Source organism: Lentzea sp. HUAS12, from assembly GCF_024125735.1.
Taxonomy (GTDB): Bacteria; Actinomycetota; Actinomycetes; order Mycobacteriales; family Pseudonocardiaceae; genus Lentzea; species Lentzea albida.
Genome location: NZ_CP099738.1, coordinates 1,637,688 through 1,657,966, shown reverse-complemented (window position 1 = coordinate 1,657,966; position 20,279 = coordinate 1,637,688). Strand labels below are relative to the sequence as shown.

The window sequence follows — 20,279 nt, the reverse complement described above, 5'->3', positions numbered from 1 at the left end:
AACAGATGTTCAGTATCATGAACATGCGTTCAGCATCTGACCTGACGGCGCGCGCCCGGATCCGCGACGCCGCCCTTGCCCGGTTCGGCGCGGACGGGGTCTCGGCCACCACGGTGCGCACGGTCGCCGCAGACGCCGGCGTGTCCGCGGCACTGGTCGTGCACCACTTCGGCTCGAAGGAGGGCTTGCGCCGGGCCTGTGACGAGCACGTCCTGGAGGCCGTCCGGGCGGGCGGGGAAATCTCCCTGGAGTCGCTGGGCGAGGCCCTCGACTCCGCGACACCGGTGCGGCGCTACCTCGCCCGCGCGCTGCTGGACGACACCGAGGCGGCCAGGAGGCTGTTCACCGAGATCGTCGAACGGACGGAAGCGTGGCTCGCCGGCGGCGAGGAGGAGGGCTGGGTCCGTCCCACGTCGGACGCGCGCGCCCGTGCGGTGACCTACGTGTCGTGGCTGCTCGGGCCTCTTGTGCTCAGCGATCAGGTCGGCCGTCTGCTGGGCGGCGATCCGGCGGAGACCACGACGGCCGTACGCGGTGCACGAGCCGGGTTGGAGATGCTGACCAGAGGGTTGTTCACCGACGACCGCTGGCTGGCGGCGTTCACCGAGGCCGACGGGAGCAGCCGGCCGTGAGAGTCCTGGTCGTCACCCACGGCACGCGCGGAGACGTGCAACCGTTGCTGCCACTCGCCCAGGCTCTCGTGCTCGCGGGCCACGAGGCACTGCTCGCCGCACCCCGGTCGTTCGCGGACCAGGCGAGGTCCTACGACGTGCCGTTCGCACCGTTGGACGACGGGCCGAACAGGCTGCTCGACGACCCGGTGCTCAAGGAGGCGATCGAGGGCGGGTACCGAGGTGTCCGAGGCAAGATCACCGCGCTGTCGGCCATCAAGCGCATCAAGCCGCTGATGGCGGACGTGCTGCGCGACGTCGGGGCGGTCGCGCGATCGTGGACCGCCGACCTCGTCGTGCACACGCCCAGCGTGCCCCCGCACCACGCGACGGAGGTGCTCGGCGTGCCCTCGGTCCTGGCAGCGTTGCAGCCCGGCTGGGTCCCCACAGCGGAGTTCCCGTGCCCCATGGTTGCGCTCCCCAGGGTGCCGAGGTTCCTCAACCGCGCCACCTACCTGACGGTCTCCGCGACGTTGCGCGCCTACTCCGGCGTCGTCGACGACTGGCGCACCGGCGACCTGGGTCTGCCGCGAGGTCGTGGCCCTCAGCCGGTCCGCGTGCTGCAGGCGTTCAGCCGACTCGTCACCCCCGTCGATCCCGGGTGGCCGGAATCCGTGCTCACCACGGGCTTCTGGTACTTGCCGCGCACCGCCAACTGGACACCGGACGCGTCGCTGTCGGCGTTCCTCGACGCAGGTCCCGCTCCCGTGTACATCGGCTTCGGCAGCATGGCGGGACGCGATGCCGGGCGCACCGGCGAGATCGTCGCCGAGGCCGTCCGCGCGGCCGGCGTGCGCGCGGTCGTCGCGACCGGCTGGGGCGGGCTCTCCGCGCACGAGTCCGCCGATCTCCACGTGATCGACCAGGCACCGCACGACTGGTTGTTCCCGAGGACCTCCGCGGTGGCGCACCACGGCGGAGGAGGAACGACCGCAGCCGCACTCGCCGCAGGAACTCCCCAGGTCGTGTGCCCTTTTGTCGCCGACCAGCCGCACTGGGCCCAGCGCATGCACGCCGTAGGCGTCGCGCCGCCTCCGGTCCCCCACCGCGTGCTGACCGTCGCGGCACTGGCCGACGCGATCTCCCAGGCCGTCGGTGATGCGGCACTGCGGCGGCGTGCCGGAGAACTCGGCGAACGGATCCGCTCCGAGAACGGCGTCACCACGGCGGTCCGGGAGCTGGAGTCGGTGCACAGCGCGAGGAGTTCGAGCTGAGTCGACGGTCGTGACCGGTCGGCGGGCGGATCCGGGACCGCGCCGGTGCACCAGCCGGAGCGCACTGCTGGCGATGCCCGGCCGGCCGGGAAACCAGTCAGGCGTTCGCCGGTGCGCGCTCGGCTTCCGCGGTGACCGCTCGGCGGCCGCGCGGCGTGACGCTCGCGATGAGCGCCCTTGACGGCGATGCCGGCGGCACCGAGGAAGGCGGCGCAGACACCCGCGGTCAGCGCTTCGGTGTCGCCGAGCCGACCGACTCCGTGCCCAGCGGCGAGGGCGATCATCGCGGCCAGTCAGCACCTCATCGGCGCGCTGGTAGGAGTCGGCCCCAGCCGCACGGCTTGGTCGGCGGCCTGCACGTGCGGGGCGCCGACGCCGGGTGTCGGACACCGGCGGACCTTTCGTCAGGGCGACCCGAGGTAGATGGGAGTGGGACCGGCGAGCGCGTTCATCGCGGCGAGCGAGTGGGTGGCGCGTTCGGCGACGATCTCCAGCGAGGCCCCGATGTGCTCGTGCAGCAGGCGGTGCGCGGTCTCCAGATGGCCCTCGGCCACCCGTTCGGCGATCTCGATGTGCTCGTCGATCGAGGTTCCGACGCGGCCGGTGATCATGAAGTCGTACCTGCGGACGCGCCGGAGGCGGCGGGTCACGTCCGCCAGCACCGCGACGAGCTCGGTGTTGCCGGACGAGGCGAGCAGCGCGGTGTGGAAGCGTTCGTCCTCGAGCACGAACTCCGGTGACGGCTCAGGCGGGGCGGCCCTCAGCGCGTACCAGTGCTCCAGTTCGGTGCCCAGCGCGTCGACGTCGTGCCGCACCTGCGGGTTCTCGATGCTGCGGCTGATTCCGCGCAGCTCCACCGCGATGCGCACCTCGTAGATGTCGCGGACGCGGGCCATGCTCGGCACGACGACCGAGTAACCCCACTCCTCACGGGCGAGCAGGCCGTCGCCCACGAGCCGGGTCAGGGCGTCGCGAACCGGCGTGCGCGACACCCCGAACCGCTTGGACAGGCGTGGTTCGGTCAGCCGTTCGGTGGTGTCGATCCGCCCGCCCAGCACCTCGTCGCGCAGTTCCAGGTAGACGCGCTCACGGAGCGAGGTCGGGGCGTTGGTCTCGTTCATGGACACTGTGCAGCTGCTCTCAAATGGCCATCGCAGCGCGAACGTCGGTGAGCGCTGTCTCTCCGCCGGAACCAGACGAGGTGACCTGGCCGGACGCGAGCACGTAGTACGAGTGCGCGGCCGACAACGCGAAGCCCACGTGCTGTTCCACCAGCAGCACGGACAGGTCTCCGCGCCTGGTCAGGCCGAGGATGATCTCCTCGATCTCGGCGACCACCGACGGCTGGATGCCCTCGGTGGGTTCGTCGAGGATCAGCATCCGCGGCTGGGCGACCAGCGCGCGGGCGATCGCGAGCTGCTGGCGCTGCCCGCCGGAGAGCAGGCCCGCGCGGCGACCGAGCAGTCCCCGCAGCGCGGGGAAGAGGTCGAGGGCCTCGTCGATCAACGCCCCGCCGCGCGGGCGCCCGTCGGCCACCACGCGCAGGTTCTCCATCGTGGTCATCTGCCCGAACGACTGCTGTCCCTGCGGCACGTACCCCAGACCGCGCGCGACCCGCTTGTGCGGCGCGAGCGCGGTGACGTCCTCTCCGTCGAGGAGCACCCGCCCGGACCGTGCGGGCAGGGTGCCGACCGCCGCCCGCAACAGCGTGGTCTTGCCCGCACCGTTGTGGCCCATGATCGCGGTGACACCACCGGCCGGCACCTCGACGGTGACGCCGTGCACCACGGAGGTCCGCCCGTAGGCGACCTCCACGTCGACGAGTTGCAGCATCTACGCCCCCTCCCCCAGCACGGCCTCGGCCACGGCCTTCGAGTGCTCGCCCGGACCGAGGTAGACCTCCTGCACCCGCGGATCGGCCTGCACCTGCGCGACCGACCCCTCCGCGAGCACCTTCCCGGCGTGCAGCACGGTCACGGACGTGGCGAAGGCCCGCATGAAGTCCATGTCGTGCTCGACCACGACTACGGTCAGATCGGCGGCGATGCGGTGCAGCAGCCGCCCCGTCTCGTCCTTCTCCTCGGCGCTCATACCGGCCACCGGCTCGTCGAGCATGATCAGCCGGGCGTCCTGCACCAGCACCATGCCGATCTCCAGCCACTGCTTCTGACCGTGCGACAGCGTGCCGGCGAGGGCGTCCGCGAGGTCGGTGAGTCCGATCGTTTCCATGGCCTTGACGACCGCCTCGGGCAGACTCGTACGGCGCCGGGCGAGCGTGAGCAGGCCACGGCGCGCACCGGCCGCGATGTCGAGGTTCTGCGCCACCGTGAGCTCCTCGAACACGGTGGCGGTCTGGAACGTGCGGCCCACGCCGAGCCGGGCGATGCGGTGCACCTTGCGGCCGACGAGGTCCTCGCCCGCCCACCGCGCCGAGCCGGTGGCGGGCACCAGTCCGGACACCGCGTCGATCAGCGTGGTCTTGCCCGCACCGTTGGGACCGATGAGGAAGCGCAGGTCGCCCGGCAGCACCGACATGTTCACGCGGTCCACCGCGACGAACCCGTCGAAGCTCACGGTCAGGTCGGTCAGTTCCAGGTAGTCGGCGTTCATCGCGAGCTCCCCGAGAGCGACGGGACAGGAGCCGAATCGGCGGTGCGGGAGGGCCGCAGTCGTTCCCGCCATCCGCGCACGATCGGCCGCAGCGACGCGAGCCCGCCTGGCAGGAACGCCACGACCAGCATGAACAGCAGGCCCTGCGCGTAGGTCCAGCCCGACGGGAAGCGTTCCGACAGCGACGTCTCGGCCCAGGCCACGGCGATCGCGCCGAGCACCGGTCCGAGCAAAGTCGTGCGGCCGCCGATCGCGACACCGATGAGCAGCCCGATCGACGGGACGATGCCGACGTCGTTGGGCGACACGATGCCCACGATCGGCACGAACAACGCCCCGGCCACCCCCGCCATCGCCGCGGCGGCGGCGTAGGCGAACGTCTTGATCGCCGCCGGGTCGTACCCGAGGAACCGCACCCGTTCCTCCGCGTCACGGCACGCGACGAGCAGCTCGCCGTAGCGGCTCACCATCAGCTGCCGCGCCACCGCGACCATCGCGAGCAGGGCGACCACGGCGATGACGTAGAGGGTCATCCGGTTCGCCGGGTCGCGCAGCGAGAACCCGAAGAATCCCTTGAAGTTGTTGAGACCCGTCGATCCGCCGGTGCTGCGCGGGTTGCCGATCAGCAGGATCGCGAACGCCGCCGCGAGCGCCTGCGACAGGATCGCGAAGTACGCGCCGCGCACCCTGCGCCGGAACGTCGCGAGTCCCAAGAGGACCGCTACCGCCGTGGGCACCACCACGATCGCGACGAGCGTGACCACGCCGGACCGGAACGGCTCCCACCAGACGGGTACTCCGTCCGAGGAGATCAGCGCCATGAAGTCGGGCACGCCGGTGCTCGGCGGGGCGTCGGCGAGTTTCAGGTGCATCGCCATGATGTAGGCGCCCAGCCCGAAGAACACGCCCTGCCCGAGCACGAGCATCCCGCCGCGCCCCCACGCCAGGCCGATGCCGACCGCGACCATGGCGTAGCAGAGGTACTTGCCCAGCAACCCGAGCCGGAACGACGAGAGCAGCGCCGGTGCCACGACGAGCAGCAGGACCGCCGCGACGGCGAACCCGGCCGCCACCGCCCACCTGGTGGTGAGGAACGACTTGAGGTTCATACGAGGCTCCGGGTCCGCACGACGAAGATGCCCTGGGGGCGTGCCTGGAGGAACGCCACGATGAGCGCCAGCACCACGACCTTGGCGATCGACGCGGTGGTGGAGTACTCGATCCACGACTGCGCGACGCCGAGCACGAACGCCGCGATCACCGCGCCCTTGATCTGGCCGACCCCGCCGACCACGACCACGAGGAAGGCGTCGACGATGTAGTTGGTGCCGAGGTTCGACGAGATCGAGCCCATCAACGTGAGCGCCACCCCGGCGACTCCCGCCAGCCCCGAACCGACGAAGAACGTGATGCGGTCGGTGCGCCGGGTGGAGATGCCCGAGCTCTCCGCGAGCGACCGGTTCTGCACCGTGGCGCGGATCCGGCGACCCAGCGGTGTGAACGCGAGCAACGCCGACAGCACGACCACGGCCACGATCGCGAGCACCAGGATGAACAACCGGGTCTTCGGGAACGCGACCCCGAAGACCTCCACCGGACCGGACAGCCACCCCGGAGCAGCGACGTCGACGCCGGCGGTGCCGAACACGTCGCGAGCGAGTTGTTGCAGCACCAGGGAAACGCCGAAGGTGACCAGCAGCGTGTCAAGTGGACGGTGGTACATCCGCCGCAGCAGCAACGCCTCCAGGGCGAGACCGAGCAGGCCGCCCACCACGAAGGCCGCGGGAAGCGACAGCAGCAACGACAACCCGGCGTCGCCGAGCAGCTTCTGCACGACGAACGCGGTGTAGGCGCCGGCCATGATGAACTCGCCGTGCGCCATGTTGATGACGCCCATCTGCCCGAACGTCAGAGCGAGACCCAGCGCGGCCAGCAGGAGGATCGACCCTCCCGACAGGCCGTTGAACAGCTGGCTCAGCAGGATTTCCACGACATGCCTCCGTGAGATCGGACCGGCAGGTCACCGGCCGGGTGGTCCCCGGCCGGTGTCGGAGTGTGGATGCTCAGCCGGACAGACCGGTGGCCCAGGGGTAGGACTTGAGGTAGGGGTCCGGCTCGATCGGCTTGCCCGAGGTCCAGTCGGTGTAGATCAGGCCGTCCTGGCCGATCTTGCCGATGAGCGCGGTCTTGGCGATGTGGTGGTTCTCCCCGTTGACCGTCACCTTCCCTTCGGGAGCGTCGAAGGCGACCCCGCCCGCGGCCTTCTGGATGTCCGCTACCGCGAAGGACTTCGCCTTCTCGACCATGCCCTTCCACAGGTACAACGAGGTGTAGGCGGCCTCCATCGGGTCGGAGGTGACCTTCGTCGGCCCGTAGGCGGCCTTGAAGTCGGCGACGAACTTCTTGTTCTGCGCGCTGTCGATGGTCTGGTAGTAGTTCCACGCCACCGGCTGGCCGACGATGTTGCCGACGCCGATGCCGCCGACCTCCTCCTCGGCGATCGACACCGACAGCACCGGCATCGCGTCGGCCGTCAGGCCCGCGTTCTTGTACTCCTTGAAGAACGCCACGTTCGAGTCGCCGTTGAGGGTGTTGAACACCGCGTCCGCGTCGGCCGCCTTGACCTTCGAGACGATGGTGGAGAAGTCGGTGTGCCCGAGCGGCGCGTACTCCTCGCCTTTGACCTCGATGCCGTTCGCCTTCGCGTACGCCTTGATGATCTTGTTGGCGGTCTGCGGGAAGACGTAGTCGCTGCCCACCAGGAAGAGGCTCTTCGCGCCCTTCTCCTTGAGGTAGTCGAGCGCCGGCACGATCTGCTGGTTGGTGGTGGCGCCGGTGTAGAAGATGTTCTTCGACGACTCCAGGCCCTCGTACTGCACCGGGTAGAACAGCAGGGCGTTGTTGGACTCGAAGACCGGCAGCATCGCCTTGCGCGACGACGACGTCCAGCCGCCGAACACCGCGGCCACGCAGTCACCGCGGATCAGCTTCTCGGCCTTCTCCGCGAACGTCGTCGGCTCGGACGCGCCGTCCTCGGCGACGATCGCGAGCTGCTTCCCCGCGACACCGCCGGCGGCGTTGATCTGGTCAGCCGCGAGCTTCAGCGAGTTGTAGACGGTGTTCTCGCTGATCGCCATCGTGCCCGAGCGCGAGTTGAGGAAACCGATCTTGACCGACGACCCCGAAGTGTCGACGCAGCCGGCACCCGCCGCACCGGTCGACGGATCGTCGGACACACGAGCGCCGCAGCCTACGAGCAGTCCCATCGCCGACATCGTTGCCACGGCGACCAGCCGCCGGGCTGGTGAGATGTTCATCCGCATGCGCCTTTCACGAAGGCCGAGGCAGCGCGGAGCTCGTCGAAAGCCGCCTCTGAGCTGCTGGATACAGGCCTGTATCCAGGGAGGCAACGCTAGGTAGGCGATGTTGCGGCGGTGGCGGCGCGCGGTTAAGACGTCGTAGCCGAACGGTCCGGCCAGGGCCGGACCGCGAGATCCGGCGGAAACATCAGGTCGTGAGCACCTGCGCGTGCCGAAAACCGCGCCTGTGCAGTTCAAATCGCGTGGCGGTACTCGTGGACAACTCCGCTGGGACGGTCCTGCCGATCTGTGGTGAGGCGTCCGATCTGGCCGGGTTCAAGAGCTTCTGGAGTGCCGAAGTCAGCTCGTTGGGCCCGACCTGCGGATCAACCAGTCGGCGTTCTCCCGCGCCGAACGCTCGATCAACGCCACTACGGTCTCGTCGCCCCGCGGGCGACCACTCGATGCTGTGCACTCCGCCCTCGGCCGCCTCACCCGGCACCCCGCCACCAGCACCCGGTGCGCATCACGGTCGATCCTGATTGGACCTGCCGGCAGAAACGCACCTCGTCCAGGCACCGTTCGACGCGCGGCGACCACTTCGACGCGCAGGGCCGGCCACGCTCACCTTCGCCGACTGCGCACACGAGAACGCATCTGCCTTGAGCGCTGATCACCGGGACGACCTGCGAGCCAGTGCTTTGATGGGATCATGGCTCTCTCTCAGCGGTTCCAGTGGCGCGGTCGTACCATCGGCTGGGATGTCCGCGGTCGAGGCCCAGCGGTGGTGTTCTGTCATGGCACGCCGTGGTCGTCGCGCTTGTGGGAGCCGTACGCGCGCGCCTTGAGTACCGAGTTCACCGTCTATCTGTGGGACATGCCTGGATACGGCGCATCCTCGAAACACCCTGACCATCCGGTCGACCTCGCCGTCCAGGGTGAACTGTTCGCCGACCTGCTCGCACATTGGGAGCTGCGCGAACCACACGTCGTGGCCCACGACTACGGCGGAGCGGTCTCCCTGCGCGCGCACTTGTTGCACAGGGCCATGTACGGGTCGCTCGCTCTGGTGGACGTCGTCGCGTTGCGGCCGTGGGGCTCGGACTTCTTCAAGCTGGTCACCTCCAACGCCGGCACGTTCACGGCGCTGCCGCCAGCGGTGCACCGCGGTGCGCTGGAGGCGTACATCCGTGGGGCCAGCCACCGCGGCCTGACCGACGAGCAACTGGCGACGCTGACCGAGCCGTGGTTGACCGCCGAGGGGCAGGCCGCGTTCTACCGCCAGATCGCCCAAGCCGACGAACGGTTCACCGACGAGTTCCACGACCTGCTTCCGACGATCACCATTCCGACCCACGTCATCTGGGGCGACCGTGACACGTGGATCCCGCCGGATCGCGGTCGCCGGCTCGTGGATCTCATCCCGAGCGCTCATCTGGAGATCATCGAGAACGCCGGGCATCTCGTGCAGTACGACGCACCGGTGGAGCTCGCCGTCGCATTGCACCGATGGCTCAGCAGAACACGCTGAGCCATCACCATGGCTGTATCGCCGTGTCGAGAGCGTTTCCGGCCGCCTGATCGGTGCACCGACCCGATGGCGGTCGTGACCGCCGAGTCACATGGCGTCTTCCAACGCTGTGCGTGCCGAGAATCGTCCAGCGCCGGTTCCCGCGCTCGCACTGCCCTGACCCGATCGGGAGCGAACTCGGTCCGGAGCGTTTCCACGCTCACCGCGGAGTCCGTCAGCCCGGTGAACGGGATCCCTGGAATTTGCCGAGACGCGCCGAGAGCCTTCTCTCGGCGCGGTGCAGCCACGGAACCACGCCCGCCGCGCGGTTGCGCTCGACCGCCCGCCGGTAGGCCGCCGCCGCAGCGTCCATCTCGCCGAAGCCTTCCCGCCCGCGCCCGACGAAGTAGTCGATCGACCCGAGGAAGTCGATCGACCCGTACACCGCGAACTCGTGCCCCCACGGTGCGATCCGGTCCAGCACCCGCCGCAGCTCCGGGCTCGGCCCGCCGTGTGCCAGCACGTCGACTCGCAGACAGTCGCCCACGACGGGCGAGTAGTCCCACGCGCCGTCGGGCACGGGGTCGCCGAGCACGGCCATGCCTTCCTCGACCCGGCCCGCTTCAGCGAGCACGTGCCCGATGAACGCGCGGAACGTCGGATTGGCGTTGGTGCGCGCCAGTTCCACCCACTCGCCGGGCACGGGCACGCCCTCACCGGCGGGGCGTGCCGCGGCGATCGGCCCGCTTTCGGGTTGGGCGACGAGCTGGCTGCGATCGTGGAGTTCAACGGCGTCGGCGACGAGCTTGGTCGCCCGCTCGCGGTCGTTCGCCGCGATGGCGCGGTAGAAGTGCCACCACGCGATCGGGACGTCGGCGCCGGTGTGGCGCAGCCTTCTGGCCAGTTCGACGCAGCGGATCATCTCGGTGTCCGCGGCGTCGCCGGCGCCCAGTTGCAGATGGGCCGCAGCGGCGATGAAGCGGGTGTACAGCCCCTGCTCGAGGGTCAGCGGCAGCGCCCGCACCTCCGCGGCCAGTGCCAGTCGCTCCTGTGCCGAGCCCGGACGGCCCCAGAGCACGAGCATCCGCAGGGACGCCACGTCGACCAGCAGTTCCGCGTCTCCCACGGTGCGCGCGAGGGCGACCGCAGCGGTGCTCACCTCGTCCGCGACCACAGACCGCCATTCGTAGGTCAGCTCCATCGCCAGGCTCGCGAGAACCCTGGCCTTGAGCGCGGACTCCGGCAGCGCGGCCGCACAGTTCTCCAGCACCGCCACCATCTCCGGGTCAATGCCGCCGAACTCCCGCCAATACCAGACGCCCGCGCCGGTAGCGGGCGCTCGTGGTGGACGAGGAGCCGGAAGAACCGGGGCGGTTGTTCCAGGATTCGCAGTCAGGAACCGTCAGGAGGCGTCTCGGCGGCGACCGCCACTCGACAGCGGCCTCACAGCGAAGATCGTGAAATCGGTGTGCGACACGTCACCGTGGCCGCAGGCCGGAATCAGGTGAGGGGCGCCGAGGTTCCGGATGACATGACGACGATTGGCATCATCGGCAGTGGCAACATCGGAAGCACCGTCGCGCGGCTGGCGGTGGCTGCCGGGCACGACGTGGTGTTGAGCAACTCTCGTGGCCCGCACACCCTTCAGGACCTCGTGTCCGAGCTGGGGCCGAAGGCGCGCGCCGCGACTGCGGCGGAGGCGGCCGCGGCCGGCGACGTCGTGGTGGTGACGGTGCCGCTGCGGGCGTACCGGGACGTTCCGGTGGAGCCGCTGGCGGGCAAGGTGGTCATCGACACCAACAACTACTACCCGGACCGCGACGGCGTCTTCGACGAACTGGAGGACGGCTCCACCACCACCGGTGAACTGCTGCAGAAGCACCTGCCGCAAGCGCACGTGGTGAAGGGCTTCAACAACATCTGGGCCGGGCACCTGGGCGACCTGTCCCGTCCGGCGGGAAGCGCGGACCGGTCGGCGCTCCCGATCGCTGGTGACAACGAGGCCGCCAAGCAGACGGTCACCGAGCTCTTCGACAGCCTCGGCTACGACACCGTGGACGCCGGACCGCTCGCCGAGAACTGGCGCACCCAGCGGGACACTCCCGTGTACGTGACTCCTTACGGCGCTTACGGGCAACTCCCCGGTACCCAGGCGAGCACGCAGATCGTCCGCGAGGCGCTCGCCGCGGCGAAGTGACGGTCTGCGGATCGATCCGGTGACGGCTCTCCCGTTCTCCTTGGAGCTCACCGCGTCCTCCAGGTGGTCGTGGTGCCGGGAATCTCGGTGATTCCCGGCACGGGGAGAGGATGCGGTCAGCCAAGCATTCGGATACCGAGAGCATCTCAGGATGCCCAGGTCACGTCCGGCCTGCGCCGAGTGTCGCCGACCAGGCCGTCCTCGCCTCGTGCGAATGCCTCCACGGACCAGCCGTCGGCGGCGAGATCTGGCAGTGCCTCGGCGGCCTGTCCCCGCTCGACCCACCGCCCACCGGGCCACCCTTGAGCCGCGCACCTTCGTGCTGTCGGACATCGCCGGTCTGGTCGGACCCGGCCGCGACGCCGACCTTCGAACGCTGCTTCCGGAAGAGGGAGCGGGACCGGACCTGTCCCGGATGACGACATCGCCCTGTTCGTCATGCGGGTTCCAGCTCACGGGAGCCCGCGAACCGGAAACGAGGTCCCCCGCGAATGGAAGCGGTGCACGCGTTGCGCCACTTGGGTGGGCAACGTTCTCGTTCCGCCGCTTGATCTCGTTCGCAGGTTGCCGCCGCTCACGCCGACGATTCGTCTTGAAGGAAGTCGACCACCACCGTGCGGAAGTCGGGGCTGCTGCCGACGATCGTGTGATCGCCTGCGACGAGCACGAGGCAGGCGTCCGGGATCGCGTCCGCGAGCACTTCGGGCCGAGCCGCGAGTGGGTCCTCATCGCCCGCGATGACGAGCGTCCGCGCGGTGATGCGCGCGAGGTCGACTCCTCCCGTGTGCACCGCCCGTGCCTGCGCCGCCAGGGACGGGAGGTCCGCGCCCACCGTCTGCGCGAACGTGCGCATGCCGGCGACCTCCGGCGGGAAGGAACCAGGGTGGTCGGCGAGCAGTGCCTCCGCGAGCAGGTCGTTGGGCAACACCCGCGTGTCCACCCCGCCGACCTCGACGACGCCGGCGCCGACACCGCCGACGACCAGCTTGCGCACCTTCGGTTCCTCCGCGCCGACGAGCAACGAGATGATGGATCCCATCGAGTAGCCGACAAGATCCACCTCGTGCACGCCGAGGAGATCGATCACCGCGCGCAGGTCCATTGCCATGCGCGGTTCACCGTAGCGGCGGGGATCCGGGGACTTCTGCGACTGGCCGTGGCCGCGGGCGTCGACTCCGACCACCGTCCGCCCCACCGCGGTCAGTGCCGTCACGGTGCCCCTGCCGGCCCAGTCCACCATCGTGTTCGCCGTGAATCCGTGCTGCAGGACGACCGGGACGGGATGTGCCCGGATCCCGGGATCGGGTTCCCAGCGGTGGTACGCGATCTCCGTTCCGTCGTCCACGACGAGCACGGCCGTCCGCGGTTGCGGGGCCGCGGCGAGACCGGCCCTCAGGTCGAGCACGGGATCAGTCATCGAGGACCTCGGAGAACATGCCGTGACAGCAGGGGACGGATCTACGAGTCGTCGGCTCGGCGATCTCGCATCAGCCGATGATCACGCCGCCGGCGATGCCGAACATGGCGGTGTTGCGGAAGAACGGGCGGACACCGTGCGCGAGACCTGTGTGTGCCGAGAACTGCATCCCCTGTTGGTCAGGCGGCGCGGTGATGCTCGCGGATGACTCTCCCACGACGGTCACGTCGATCGACGGGAGGTGTTCGATTCGCTCGGGTTCGAGAGTCTGCGGTCTGGCGCTGAAGGGTGCTGCGGCGAGTGATCGGTGGGTGCGGTGTCCGTTTGTGGTGCCACTCGTATTCGCCGCGCGTGGCGTGAGTGGGTCTGATTCCAGGTTGCGGACAGCCCGGGTCACCCGGCACGACCGCCTGCCGGTGCCGTTCAGGGCCCGGTGGAGTAGACGTTGACGAGGTTGCCGTCGGGGTCGCGGAAGAGCATCGACCGGTTTCCCCATGGCTGGTCGGCGGGTTCCTGGACCCAGGCGGTGACGTGGTCGTCCAAGCGGGCGCGTTCGGCGTCGACGTCGTCCACCTCGAACTCGATGATGACGGATCGGTTGGCGGCGGCCTCGGCGGCGTTGTTGTTGAAACGCTTGACGGCCGCGCTGCTGGCCAGCGCGATGATGCTGCCCTCGGTACGCAGTTCGGCGTAGTCGCCGGGCCCGAAAGGTGTCACCGGCTCGGTGTTGGTGAGCGTGGAGTAGAAGGCGGTCAGGGTGGGCAGGTCGTCGGTGACGAGGCGCACCGAGGCGAGCTTCATGGCGTTCTCCTGGCTGCTTCCGAGGGGTCGGGCCGCCCGACCCGAGAAACAGTACGGTACAGTAGCGTACTGTTTCTGCCGGGAGAAAGAAGCGGAGATCGCAAGGTGGCCCGATCCGGGGACTTCGTCGACGTTCGAGTTCAGCGGTCCAAGGCGGCGGTGCTCGCCCAGACGTACGAGTTGCTGTCGGCGGGCGGCATCGGCGGTGTCAGCATCGACGAGGTGTCGCGACGTTCAGGCGTGTCCAAGACCACGATCTACCGGCACTGGCCGTCACGGGCCGCGTTGCTGATCGAGGCGTGCTCGACGATCGGGTCGGCGCCCCCGGTTCCGGACACGGGCAGCTTCGGCGGGGATCTCGTCGCCCTGTCCGGGGCGTTGGCCGAGCAGCTGCGAAGCGCCCGCTGGGCGGCGGTCCTGCCCTCCATCGTGGACGCCGCCGAGCGCGAGCCCGAGCTGGCCGGGCTCCATGCGGATCTGCACGCCCGGTTGATGGCTCCGTTCGGCGTGGTGACCGAACGCGCGCGAACTCGCGGGGAGCTCGCCGCGGATCGTGGGCCGGCCGACGTCACCGCCGCCGTCGCCGGCCCGCTGTTCTACCGACGCTGGTTCTCCCGCGAGCCTCTTGACGCCACGTTCGTCGCGCGCGTGGTCGAGGACGCGCTCGGCCGGCTCGGCGTCCAGGCCCGTTCGACCTGACGGGCGGGCGCCGAACTGCTCGTCCAGCGGCACCGAACAGGATGCCGGAACGCTGTGGCGCACCGGTCCCCTGGTTTCACAGTGCTTTGCGCGTCACGTCCGCGTGTGCGTTCGCCTGTCGCAGGGCATCCGGTCCGGTGTCGACCTCGTGAAGGCGGTTCGGGTGGATCTTGGGCGTGACGGGCTTCGTGTGGCGGTGGTCGTCCATCCGGGCGCTGTGGTGGACCACTCCGGATTGCGGGACCTGGTGTCTCGTACCGCTCAGGATCGCGGCTGGTGCGAGCCGCGGTGGTTCGAGACCACACGTGAGGATGCCGGGACAGGCGTGACGGCACTCGCCCTGCGCGACAACCCGCGGCTGGTTCTGGCGTGCGGTGGAGACGGCACGGTGAACGCGGTGGCCGCCGGGCTCGCGCACACCGGGGTGGCGATGGGAATCGTGCCGATCGGCACGGGGAACCTGGTGGCCCGGAACCTGGGAATCGGCAGGGGGGTGCAGGACGCCGTCACGTCGGCTTTCGACGGAGCGGACCGCCGCGTCGACATGGGTCTGCTGGATGGACGCCCCTTCGTCGGCATGGGCGGGATCGGTCTGGACGCGGAGATGGTCCGCGACACCTCGCCCGGGATGAAGCGCCTCCTGGGGTGGCCCGCATATCTACCGGCGGTCCTCAGGGGTCTGAGGTCGGGTGCCGGCCGGGTGCGTGTCCGGTTGGACGACGGCCCCTGGCTGACCCGCCGCGTCCTCGGGGCGGTCGTGGGCAACGTAGGCGCCTTGCAGGGCGGGGTCTCCCTCCTGCCGGAGGCGGATCCCGCCGACGGGCTCCTGGACCTGGCGTTGCTGCGTGACGTGAACACCAGGGGCTGGCTGGTCACGGCGGGGCGCCTGATCGGTTCCCGCCGGGTGGACGGGCCGGTGGTGGAGCGGTTCCGGTTCCGGCGCTTGGAGTTGCGCAGCAGTCGCACCAAGCCGTTCGAGGTCGACGGAGAAGTCTGCGGGACGACCAGGTCGCTCGAGGTCGAGGTGAATCCCGCAGCGCTCGTCGTCAAGATGCCGGCGTGAACCCGGTCAGAAGTTCTTCTTCGAGACGGTCCAGGGATACCTGGACGCGAGCCCGGACGGATCCAGGACGTACGAGCGGGCCGCTCGGTTGCCGTTGAGCACCATGTCGAGGAACTGCACCACGGTGGTCATGCCGTCGGTCATCTGGCTGCCGGTGATGAAGCCGACGTGCCCCGCCTGGGGGTGCACGGCGAGCACGGCCGGCACGGTGACCAAGTCGTAGTTGGCCCGCGTGTTGTCGTTGGCGACGTCGGAGGGTCCTCCGGCCATGAACAGGACCGGCGAGTGGAGCCGGGCGAGTTCGGCGCGGGAGTACCCGAAGGAGCCGTCGGCGAAGAACCCGCTGTCCAGTGACACCACCGCGGACACCCGGCTGTCCTGCGCGGCCACCAGGGCCTCCAGCCCACCGCAGGAGTGGCCCGCGGCGGCGACCTTGGTCAGGTCGAGCCGCTGGGACAGCGGCGCCCCGGACCGGGTCTGCTCCCGCTCCGCCCACGTGATCGCGCCGGTCAGCAAGGAGGGGATCGGAGAGCCGCTCGGCACACCGTTGGGCGACCCGTCCACTGAACCGGTGTCCACCACTACGACGCCTTTCGACGCGATGAACGTCAACGCCCTGGTGACCTCGCTGTTGTTCGTGTGCGCGCAGGCGCCGTTCCCGAACACCAGCACCGGCATCGGCGCTCCCACCGCCTGCGGGTTCGCCGGGCGGAACACGGTGTAGCGGTTGTCGCCGTAGGCGGCCTCCCGGCTGACCGGGAAGTTGTTGTCCACCAGGGCACCGCCTCCCGGCGGCGGTTCCGTCACCGAGCCGGTGCAGACCACGCCGTTGAGCGTGAACGCCGCCGGAACGGTCGAGGCGGTGCCGGACGTGGCGTTGAAGCCGAAGGAAACCGTGCCCCCGGTGACGACGGAACCGTTCCACGACGCGTTGGTCACCGACACCCGCGCGCCCGTTTGGGCCGCGGAACCGTTCCACAGCTGGGTGATCCGCTCGTCCCCGGCGAACGTCCACGCCACCTGCCAGCCGTTGACGGGACTGCCGAGGTTCGTCACCGTCACGGCCGCGCCGAACCCGCCCTGCCACTGCGAACTGATCGAGTAGTCGACCCGGCATCCGGCGGCGGACGACGTCGCAGCCGCGGCCCCTGGGGTCAGCGCTGTGGTCACGGCCATCGCAGCCGCGAGTGCCACTGCAGGCCGGACACGGGGAACCATCGTGAGCACAGTGATCTCCTCGTTGAGAACCGTGAGAGCGGGATTGGTCTGGGAGCGCTCCCAGTATGCTCGCGACTCTGGACTCATAGCGGCACGCCCGTCAAGACATGTGTCTGCTAAAATTCGTGGCTTCACCCGATCAGGGCAGCCCCGTTCCGCGACGTGCCGAACAGGGGCGACGTGGTCGGCCACAGGTCCGTCGTCAGGAGCGACCGGGTGCGTCGTCGAGCGGGCCGTGGTCGAACCAGTCGAACCACGCGGTGCCCTCGGTGACGTACATGCCGATCACCCGGCCGGTGAAGCCGGTGGCGACCTCCGTGGACAGGTACCTGCCGTCGAGCTCGGCCAGAGGCTCGGGGTCCGTGCCGACGTGGAAGGCGACGAAGTCGGGTGCGGCGACGTGCAGGCCCGACACCCTCTCCTCCCCCACCGACCACTTCCGGGCCGACCTGGTGGTGATCGCCAGGACCACCGGGCCCGCCGGCACGGCGCGGGTGGCCACGACCTGGCGCAGGGGTCCGATGCGGGCGATCACGCTCGCCTGTCCGCCGGCCACCTCCAGGTCGTAGTGGTGGCCCTCGTCCAGGCGCACCGACAGGCCGGCGCGACCGGTGCCGTGGTCCAGCAGCACCGCGGTCCGGCTCTCGGCGTGCTGCTGGCGGCGGCCGACGAAGGTGCAGCCCGGCCGGTCCAGCGTGCCGCCGGTGGCGTGCAGGGCGAGCCACCCCTGCCGCTCGGTCAGCGACCACGAGCCGTCCGGGCGTGACCGCGGCGAGATCAGCCGGGGCTCCAGCTCCGGCGCGTCGAAGTCGTCGCGCCGCGGTGCCGGCTCCTGCGGCCGCAGGGCGCCCGGTGCCCGCTCCCGCAGGTTGACGGGTCCGACGCGCGGCCAGCCGTCCTCCCACCGGACGGGGGTGAGAAACGTTTCCCTGCCCAGGACGTGGAACTTGGGGCTGTACCCGGCTGGGCGAGTGGCGAGCAGGACCATCCACCACTCGCCGTCCGGCGTGGTGACCAGGTCGGCGTGGCCGGTGCTCTGGACCGGGTGGTCGGTGCCGCGGTGGGACAGGATCGGGTTGGCCGGCGCCGGCTCCCACGGGCCGCGCGGCGAACGGGCACGCGCCATGGCGACGGTGTGGCCGCGTTCGGTGCCGCCCTCGGCGATCAGCAGGTACCACCACTCGCCGACGCGGTACAGGTGGGGCGCCTCCGGCCACTGCAACCCGGTGCCCGCCCAGGCGGGGAACGGGTCCTCGAGCACCTTCCCGCTCTCGGGGTCGACGCGGGCGATCTGCACTCCGGTGTAGCTGGGGCCGTGGGCACCGGCGAAGGCGCACCAGCAGGTGCCGTCGTCGTCCCAGGCCAGATCGGGGTCGATGCCGGGCAGTTCCAGCCACACCGGGTCCGACCAGGGGCCTTCAGGCCGTTCGGCGGTGACGAGGAAGTTGCCGCCCTGCGACACGTTCGTGGTGATCATCCAGAACCTGCCGTCGTGGTGCCGGATCGTGGGGGCGTAGATGCCGTCGGACGCCATCGCGTCGGCCGGCAGCGGCAACTGCGCCGTGCGGTCGAGGACGTTGCCGATCTGCCGCCAGTGCACCAGGTCGCGGCTGTGGAAGATCGGCACGCCCGGGAAGTACTCGAAACTGGAGCACACCAGGTAGAAGTCCTCGCCTACCCGGCACACGCTGGGGTCGGGGTGGAACCCGGGGATCACGGGGTTGTCGTGGAACGACGCGCCGGAGGTCGGTGAGTTCATGGGTTTTCCTCGGTGTGCGGGGGTTTCAGCCCTTGAAGGCGCCTTCGAGGATTCCGGCGACCATGCGGCGGCCGACCAGGACGAACAGCAGGACCAGCGGAACGGTGGCCAGGAACGAGCCGGACATGGCCAGGCCGAGGTCGACGTCGTAGCTGTTCTGCAGCGCCTTGATGGCGATCTGGGCGGTGTAGCGCTCAGGCGACTTGAGCACGATGAACGGCCACAGGAAGTCGTTCCACGCGGTGACGAACCCGAACAGGCCCAGGACGAACGCGGCCGGCCGCACCATCGGGAACGCGATGCGCCAGAACACCTGCCAGGTGCTCGCGCCGTCGATGCGGGCCGCCTGCATCAGCTCGTCGCTGATCGTGGCCGAGATGTGCTGGCGCATCCAGAAGATGCCGAACGCACTCGCCAGGCCGGGCACGATGAGCGCCTGCAGCGTGTCGACCCAGCCCAGCTCGGACATGATCAGGTACTGCGGGATGACCGAGAGCTGCGTCGGCACCGTCATCGTCAGCACCACCACCAGGAACAGCGCGTTGCGGCCGGGGAAGCGCAGCTTGGCGAACGCGAACCCGGCCAGCGCGCACAGCACCGCCTGGCCCACCCCGATCGCGGTGGCCACCGCCAGGCTGTTGAGCAGCGACTGCACGAACGGCACCGTGTCCACGACCAGGCCCGCGAGGTGGAGGAAGTTGCCGCCGGGCAGGACCTCCGGCGGCATCCGCGTCGCGGTCGCGGTGTCCGTCGTGGCCACGATGAACATCCAGTACAGCGGGAACAGGCACACGACGGTGGCGACGCCCAGCAGCAGGTAGGTCCACCACCGGACCCGGTCGAGACGCCGGTGGCGCGACGTGGTGGTCGTCATCAGTCCGCCTTGATCCGGGTGGACAGAAGGTAGTTGAGCGCGGCGATCGCGACGACCATGACGAACAGCGCGACGCCGACCGCCGATCCGTAGCCGAACTCGAACTGCCCGAAGCCCTGTTCGTAGAGGAACAGCGTCAGCGTCTGGCACTGCCGCACCGCCCCGCACGTGAGTGGCGCGCCCGTGGCGATCAGCAGCGGCTCGGTGAAGATCTGCAGGCCGCCAATGGTCGAGGTGACCACGGTGAAGATGATCACCGGGCGCAGCGAGGGCACCGAGATGTGGCGGAAGCGCTGCCACGGTCCCGCGCCGTCGATGGCCGCCGCCTCGAACACCGAGCGGGGCAACGACTGGAGCGACGCCAGGTAGAGCAACGTGGTGTAGCCGAACCACCGCCACGTCACCATGGTCGCGATCAGCAGGTGACTACCCCAAGTGGACTGCACGAAGTCCACCGGTTCCACACCGGCCAGCCCGAGCAACCAGTTCAACAGGCCGTAGTCGCGGTCGAAGAGCTGCACGAACACGATCGCCGTCGCCGCCACCGACGTGACGTACGGGACCAGCACCGACATCCGGAAGAACAGCGCGAACCGCAGCCGGGCGTGGTTGAGCACGTGCGCCAGCACCAGGGCGAGCAGCAGTTGCGGCACGGTGGACAGCGCCCAGATGCTCACCGTGTTGCCGGCGGCGTTCCAGAACCGCGGATCGCCGAACATCCGGGTGAAGTTGTCGAACCCGATGAACACCTGGTCGCCGATGGGGTTCCAGTCGAACAGGGCCACGTAGAACGTGAAGGCGAACGGGAACAGCCCGAACACCCCGAAGACCACGAAGAACGGGGCGATGTAGGCGTACGCCGACAGTCGCTCGCCCACACCCTTGACCTTCCTGGCCCCGGGCTGAGGTGGCGCGGCCCTGGACGCCCGGGAGAGCGTGGCGGTCAC

Annotated in this window: 21 protein-coding genes; 6 read left to right on the top strand and 15 right to left on the bottom strand. The window is 69.7% G+C overall.

Translation table 11 applies throughout. From position 1 onward, the window contains the following. The first annotated feature begins 23 nt into the window (after positions 1-23). On the top strand, positions 24-632 hold the full coding sequence (locus ND450_RS07320) for a TetR/AcrR family transcriptional regulator (RefSeq protein WP_253325396.1): 609 nt from the start codon (positions 24-26) through the stop codon (positions 630-632). Continuing rightward, entirely contained in the window at positions 629-1,885 is a 1,257-nt protein-coding gene (locus tag ND450_RS07315) for a glycosyltransferase (RefSeq protein ID WP_253325395.1), read from the top strand. The genes ND450_RS07320 and ND450_RS07315 overlap by 4 nt, the downstream gene beginning before the upstream one ends. 404 nt (positions 1,886-2,289) lie before the next feature. On the opposite strand, the gene ND450_RS07305 is transcribed toward ND450_RS07315, so the two are convergent. The 6 genes from ND450_RS07305 to urtA all read right to left on the bottom strand — a co-directional run bounded on the left by ND450_RS07305 (position 2,290) and on the right by urtA (position 7,761). After that, on the bottom strand, positions 2,290-3,006 hold the full coding sequence (locus ND450_RS07305; RefSeq protein ID WP_253325394.1) for a GntR family transcriptional regulator: 717 nt from the start codon (positions 3,004-3,006) through the stop codon (positions 2,290-2,292). Between the two features lie 19 nt (positions 3,007-3,025). Beyond that, positions 3,026-3,718 (bottom strand): urea ABC transporter ATP-binding subunit UrtE, encoded by a 693-nt coding sequence (gene urtE, locus ND450_RS07300; RefSeq protein ID WP_253325393.1) that lies wholly within the window; start codon positions 3,716-3,718, stop codon positions 3,026-3,028. Next, on the bottom strand, positions 3,719-4,495 hold the full coding sequence (gene urtD / locus ND450_RS07295; RefSeq protein WP_253325392.1) for an urea ABC transporter ATP-binding protein UrtD: 777 nt from the start codon (positions 4,493-4,495) through the stop codon (positions 3,719-3,721). Next, on the bottom strand, positions 4,492-5,604 hold the full coding sequence (gene urtC / locus ND450_RS07290) for an urea ABC transporter permease subunit UrtC (RefSeq protein ID WP_253325391.1): 1,113 nt from the start codon (positions 5,602-5,604) through the stop codon (positions 4,492-4,494). The genes urtD and urtC overlap by 4 nt, the downstream gene beginning before the upstream one ends. Next, on the bottom strand, positions 5,601-6,485 hold the full coding sequence (urtB, locus tag ND450_RS07285; RefSeq protein WP_253325390.1) for an urea ABC transporter permease subunit UrtB: 885 nt from the start codon (positions 6,483-6,485) through the stop codon (positions 5,601-5,603). The genes urtC and urtB overlap by 4 nt, the downstream gene beginning before the upstream one ends. A 73-nt stretch (positions 6,486-6,558) precedes the next feature. Continuing rightward, a complete protein-coding gene (urtA, locus tag ND450_RS07280; protein WP_253325389.1) occupies positions 6,559-7,761 on the bottom strand; it encodes an urea ABC transporter substrate-binding protein in 1,203 nt (400 codons plus the stop codon). A gap of 745 nt (positions 7,762-8,506) precedes the next feature. Between urtA and ND450_RS07275 the strand changes: the two genes are divergently transcribed. After that, complete coding sequence (locus ND450_RS07275; protein WP_253325388.1) at positions 8,507-9,325, top strand: alpha/beta fold hydrolase; 819 nt, start codon at positions 8,507-8,509, stop codon at positions 9,323-9,325. 214 nt (positions 9,326-9,539) lie between these two features. Here ND450_RS07275 and ND450_RS07270 read toward each other — a convergent pair whose 3' ends face one another. Next, on the bottom strand, positions 9,540-10,574 hold the full coding sequence (locus tag ND450_RS07270) for a hypothetical protein (RefSeq protein ID WP_253325387.1): 1,035 nt from the start codon (positions 10,572-10,574) through the stop codon (positions 9,540-9,542). A gap of 261 nt (positions 10,575-10,835) precedes the next feature. Here ND450_RS07270 and ND450_RS07265 point away from each other — a divergent pair, with 261 nt between their 5' ends. Next, positions 10,836-11,501 carry an NADPH-dependent F420 reductase gene (locus ND450_RS07265; protein WP_253325386.1) on the top strand — a complete coding sequence of 222 codons (666 nt, stop codon included), beginning with the start codon at positions 10,836-10,838 and terminating at the stop codon, positions 11,499-11,501. Between the two features lie 574 nt (positions 11,502-12,075). Here ND450_RS07265 and ND450_RS07260 read toward each other — a convergent pair. From ND450_RS07260 to ND450_RS07250, 3 genes are all read right to left on the bottom strand, one after another. After that, positions 12,076-12,918 (bottom strand): alpha/beta fold hydrolase, encoded by an 843-nt coding sequence (locus ND450_RS07260; protein ID WP_253325385.1) that lies wholly within the window; start codon positions 12,916-12,918, stop codon positions 12,076-12,078. Between the two features lie 70 nt (positions 12,919-12,988). Continuing rightward, positions 12,989-13,135, bottom strand: coding sequence for a hypothetical protein (locus ND450_RS07255; RefSeq protein WP_253325384.1), 147 nt, complete (start codon positions 13,133-13,135; stop codon positions 12,989-12,991). Between the two features lie 206 nt (positions 13,136-13,341). After that, a complete protein-coding gene (locus ND450_RS07250) occupies positions 13,342-13,719 on the bottom strand; it encodes a VOC family protein (protein ID WP_253325383.1) in 378 nt (125 codons plus the stop codon). A gap of 105 nt (positions 13,720-13,824) precedes the next feature. Here ND450_RS07250 and ND450_RS07245 point away from each other — a divergent pair, with 105 nt between their 5' ends. Continuing rightward, positions 13,825-14,418 (top strand): TetR/AcrR family transcriptional regulator, encoded by a 594-nt coding sequence (locus tag ND450_RS07245; protein ID WP_253325382.1) that lies wholly within the window; start codon positions 13,825-13,827, stop codon positions 14,416-14,418. 76 nt (positions 14,419-14,494) lie between these two features. Here ND450_RS07245 and ND450_RS45685 read toward each other — a convergent pair whose 3' ends face one another. Beyond that, positions 14,495-14,626 (bottom strand): hypothetical protein, encoded by a 132-nt coding sequence (locus ND450_RS45685; protein WP_256557459.1) that lies wholly within the window; start codon positions 14,624-14,626, stop codon positions 14,495-14,497. Between ND450_RS45685 and ND450_RS07240 the strand changes: the two genes are divergently transcribed. Then, the gene (locus ND450_RS07240; protein ID WP_371927755.1) at positions 14,567-15,481 is read left to right on the top strand and encodes a diacylglycerol kinase family protein; all 915 of its coding nucleotides are present in this window, start codon (positions 14,567-14,569) and stop codon (positions 15,479-15,481) included. The genes ND450_RS45685 and ND450_RS07240 overlap by 60 nt on opposite strands. 6 nt (positions 15,482-15,487) lie before the next feature. Here ND450_RS07240 and ND450_RS07235 read toward each other — a convergent pair whose 3' ends face one another. The 4 genes from ND450_RS07235 to ND450_RS07220 form a co-directional block, all read right to left on the bottom strand. Continuing rightward, positions 15,488-16,675 carry a cellulose binding domain-containing protein gene (locus ND450_RS07235; protein ID WP_253325380.1) on the bottom strand — a complete coding sequence of 396 codons (1,188 nt, stop codon included), beginning with the start codon at positions 16,673-16,675 and terminating at the stop codon, positions 15,488-15,490. A gap of 226 nt (positions 16,676-16,901) precedes the next feature. Beyond that, complete coding sequence (locus ND450_RS07230; RefSeq protein WP_253325379.1) at positions 16,902-18,458, bottom strand: glycoside hydrolase family 43 protein; 1,557 nt, start codon at positions 18,456-18,458, stop codon at positions 16,902-16,904. Positions 18,459-18,483: 25 nt separating this feature from the next. After that, positions 18,484-19,332: a carbohydrate ABC transporter permease gene (locus tag ND450_RS07225; RefSeq protein WP_253325378.1), complete on the bottom strand. Its 849-nt coding sequence runs from the start codon at positions 19,330-19,332 to the stop codon at positions 18,484-18,486. Further along, positions 19,332-20,210, bottom strand: a complete 879-nt coding sequence (locus ND450_RS07220) for a carbohydrate ABC transporter permease (RefSeq protein WP_253325377.1) — start codon at positions 20,208-20,210, stop codon at positions 19,332-19,334. Before ND450_RS07220 ends, ND450_RS07225 begins: the two co-directional genes overlap by 1 nt. Positions 20,211-20,279 lie beyond the last annotated feature (69 nt).